Here is a 4,670-nt window from a genome sequence, read left to right as displayed (position 1 = left end):
TATAGAAATGATGCAACGTGCTTTAGCAAGCTTTCCTTCCAATGAAGAATGGTCTGGCTTTAAATCCGATGCAGCAAAAGCAGCTAAACGAGAAATGGATAACCTAAGACCGATTATTGAAAAGAAAATAGCGCTGCAAAGTCAACTTATCTCGTTGAAAAAATGCCAAGATGCACTAGAAAAACAACACGTTGCGGATGCCTTAAAAGCACTTGAAAGTATCTCCTCCGATAAAGACATGAGCACTATACCCTCGATAAGTAGTGACTTAAGGGAGAAAATCCAACACACAAAACAAGAGGTGACTGAAAACTTGGCTTCGCTGCAACGTGCCACCGTTACGTCCGTGCTCACTAATCCAGAGCACGTGAAGAAGCGTTATGAAACACTTATGACCAGCATAACCTCGCGAATCACGGCCCTGGACAAAGCAAAACTCGATAATATGACCCGCATTAAGAAGGAACTATCTCATTTTAATGTCTTACATGAAGAAGTAAAATTGTTGCGCAATGAAAAAGCGCGGCTGCAATCTGAGACCGAAACAGTTGATTTTACTGATGTCGAAAAATTAGAAGAACAGCTACGAACCATTCATAATAAATTATATGATGCCTATGTAGCCAAGGTGACAGAAAAAATTACCCTACTTGAACAAGAAAAACCTAAAAATCTAACTGCTGTGAAAAAAATAATTTTTAGTTTCAATGAACGACTTGCTGAAGTGGAACAGTTGCGTCAAGAAAAGAGGAGAATACACGAAGCAGCAACAGACCCGCTTAATCTGTCCGATATCGATGGATTAAACGATCGACTACAACCAGTAAATCAATATTTAGTTAAGGTATTAATGAGCAATATAAGAGTCTCCCTCAATCAAATGGAAGTAAACACGTTTGCCGAGCAGACCAAAGAGGCCCAACAAAATTTACAGATCCTCGATAAACTCGCAACAACACTGGATGATTCTGAGACAGCAAAAAGGCAAAAAGCGAATATCCTGAAATTAAACGAATTTTTTGGTGAGAAACAACAAGCCTATCCTGCAATGGAACAATTACAAGGGAAGAGTAAGACCTTAATTATACGGTTACGTGAATTATGTGAAGCCCATCAGAATCATTTAACAAAATCAAGAAAAGAAAAAACGGAAACAATCACTAAAAATCGTTGGATGCTTCAAGGACTTACTGATTTAGTAGGCCTAACCACTGATGAACGATCTCGCTTGGCTAATGAAGGGAAATTATTAGATCAATTTAAGGAAGATTTAAATAATGATACGTATGACCTACACGAACTTATCAATAACTTGGCTCAGAAAACTCCTGAAGAATTAGAGAACGCGATTGGAGTTTCTGCGGAGTGTGCTGATAAATTGCATGTACTTTTAAATCATCTAGTCCGTAGCACCACGTTTATGGCTAAAATCGAAGAACGCTCAAAATTAATCGACACTATTTTAGCTGAGATCGGCAAACAAATCATGCACTATGAACTCATTAAAGTTTATAAAGAACCGCAACAGAAGGTCATGTTTTAATTTGTTTTGCATTAGGCGACTCCTTACAAAGGTCTATTTTTCGGAGTTTTTCAGCCAATTCCCATAAATTCGTGAGGAGTATTTTCTTTGACCTAGGTTGAACCTCAGAAATCAACTCAAAATGAGTTTTGATGACTTAACGTTAACTTAATCAATTTAGGTTTATAATAAAAGACACTGTGGTTTCGTTAATTACAATCTGATTGAATTTTATATTATCCTATAAGAAATACCTACCCTAGCTCAGTGAAAATCAAACATACATTATTGAGAAGCAAGCTAGGTAACAAGTTTCAATTGGCTGTTTAAATTTGTTGAGGAAAATCAAAATGCCTGGATACGTACAAGGGGTAGAATTAACACAAGATGGTATGCACGCCATTTTCGAACGTATGGGACAAGATATTACCAGTGGTATCATTTACAATGGCAATCCTGACATAAGATTCGATAAACTAGACCAGCAAGGGTTTATGCCCATATTAACCGGTGTGAGTCCAACACAAGAATCCGGCCACTGGATCATGTTAATTAAAGGCAAAGATAATCAATACTACCTCTTTGATCCCCTGGGTGAAGATTCAGGAAAAGGTTATCAAACCATCCTCACCAGAAAACGAAAACTACCTGAAGGCGCTACACTATCTGTAATTCCAAATGGCACTGGATTAAACATGGGCTTATGCGGCTATTGGGTTGCTTCTGCAGGAGTAAGGGCACGTACAGCATTAATAGGTGATAATCCGCCAACCCTAGAAAATCTCGGTCTAACCATCACTCAGGACATGAAAAATGAACTCGCTGGAAATGGGTATGGGGAAATTACCCGTTGGTTACGAGCAGTTACACCTGAATTCCCTGTAGGTGGCGGGGGACATACCGAGGCAACTGCACTAAGACGTGCTACAGAAAAAGAGTTACCCAAAGAAAGCTCTGCTCCTATTTTAACCGGTAAAACGACGACTCCTAAAAAAATCGCTGTTTCTAAACCTGCTCTAAGTAGTACTTTATTGGAGAATGATGACGATGTGCGCAGTGCCATAGAATATGTGCATCAAGAATATTTACGACATCCCTATCCTGGACCATTAAAAGATCCAAAAAATCCAAAAGGAGAACGACTCCGTCCAAACGAAGGACCTGATCGAGGAACTCACGGCCTTGCACATACAGTACGCACCATGGCTTGTGCTGAAGTAATGGTCGAAGAAGCACGTAAAGCAAAATTCAGAGGAGAAAAACTAGGAACAGCCCAAGATGGCCGAACATTGGCCGATGTTACCCCAGAAGAACTGAAAAAAATTCTAATCGCACAAGCGTTCTTTGTGGTAGGAAGAGATGATGAACGCTCTGGGTTTAATGAAGATCGTACCAGAAATTTTTATGCGGAATATCATAAAAAAAGTGAAGTAGCTTTCAGAAAATACGTTGAAGACAATAAGCTCATTGGCAAAATCTTCACAGATCAAAAGGAAGTGGATCAATATGCTGCAATTATTCTTGACGAAAGTCATAGTTGGGATCAAACCCCAGCACATATCTTGATAAACCAAGGCCATATGGTGGACTTAATGAGAGTCAAGGCACCTCAAGAACCCGTATTGGAACGCGCCTACTATACACTTAAAAAATCTGTAGGCCCGCAAGGAGCTGAAGTTGTTCTCAAAACACATCGCGAATTTTTCTTGGCTACTGGAGCCGTTGTTCCACAGTTCAACCCCGAAGCAATAGAGGATCCCAGCCGAGGCGGACCTTATGAAAATCCATACAGCGGGGAAAAATACGTTGTAGAAGAAGATAACACTCCAAATTACAAGAATATACGACGCATCAATTCTAATTATCAGCTGAAAGATAAGGAGCGATTCGTAACTATCAAGGAATATTATGCCATTCCTGAGATACAGCAAGCTTTTCCTGGTTATAAAACTTATTTAGAACCATCCTCTTATTATTTACCCACTGCTTTTGCGAGAACATGTGAACAGCAACCTACTACTTGTTTAGACGCTATTCAACAAGCCCGCTCAAAAGTAATCATGAGTACAATCAAAGATACATTGCAGTCCGATCCCACGAAAGCAAAAAGAGTATCTCATATAGATGAAATTGCCGCTGCACGTATTATCCAACAAATCATGGCCAATCCTGAAATCATTCAAAACGATCATATTCTTTTAAATGGCCAACGACTCGAAGAATCATTCTTTCGTGATTTATTGACTAAATGCGATATGAGCGTTGTTGGTTCATTGTTACATGATACCGATATCAATAACATCGACAAGCTAATGCAACATGAGAAAGATACTGAATTTCATCCGACTGACTCCAACGAACCAGTAAAGAAACTTGGAGACACCTGGGACAAAACGATTAGACAAAAGAACAGTAGAGAAAAAGATCAGATCAAACATGATTTAATTAGCCTCATGCAAAATAATGGCTGGTACTATACTCGCGTCAATGCAATTGCCCAAAATAAGGATAAAGACTCGACATTTAAAGAAGTATTGATTGCTTCATTACTGACTCCTTTGGCCAATAAAGCACTGATAGATACAAAAAGCTCGGCTCATTCATCACCAATACTGTTCCACGGCTTAAACATGCCACAAGACTTGCAAAATAAATTGATTAAGCAAGCCAACACCATTATTGCAAATACGGAAAACCATCTCTTTACCGCTCTTTCTACTCACGCTTTTATGCCAATTAAGTTAGATGACTTAAAGGAAAACTCGTCCAAAATAGAGACATCAGAGATAATCTTCGATTCAAATACACTCTTTGAAATCAGTGATCCTGAAAAGTTACTACCATCACCGTTTGGGTCTCATACATCTGATTCTAAAGATGGGTTTTCATTGGATTTACCCGAGAATGTAGCCTTAGTTCCAACTAAAGTAGCTCTTGATGGTAAAACTTCAAGTGGAGCAGATAGATATATTTTTAATTTTGTTGCGGTAAGAAATCCCGATTTTGTACCAAAGCATGAAATTGGTTTCGCTGCTGCGCCTATTTTTAAGATGTCAGGTGCAAAAGTAGCGCAAGCAATAAATGCGGTACACGTAGAAAATAAAGAAATTCATGAAACCTTAAATAAAAAATTAGAAACGTTACGAGC

At 38.8% G+C, this 4,670-nt stretch carries 1 protein-coding gene and 1 pseudogene; both read left to right on the top strand.

Features of this window, described 5'->3' with window-relative positions; translation table 11 throughout:
• Nucleotides 1–1,543, top strand: a pseudogene (locus Lgra_RS12740) (SidE phosphodiesterase domain-containing protein); the annotation flags it as partial.
• Nucleotides 1,544–1,872: 329 nt separating this feature from the next.
• Nucleotides 1,873–4,670 (top strand): SidE phosphodiesterase domain-containing protein (locus tag Lgra_RS12735; RefSeq protein WP_238584447.1); only part of this gene is annotated, 2,798 nt, incomplete at its 3' end.

Origin of the sequence: Legionella gratiana (assembly GCF_001467695.1) — a bacterium.
GTDB lineage: Bacteria > Pseudomonadota > Gammaproteobacteria > Legionellales > Legionellaceae > Legionella > Legionella gratiana.
Note: the sequence above shows the minus strand (reverse complement) of the source record. Positions and strands in the feature narration are given on the sequence as shown.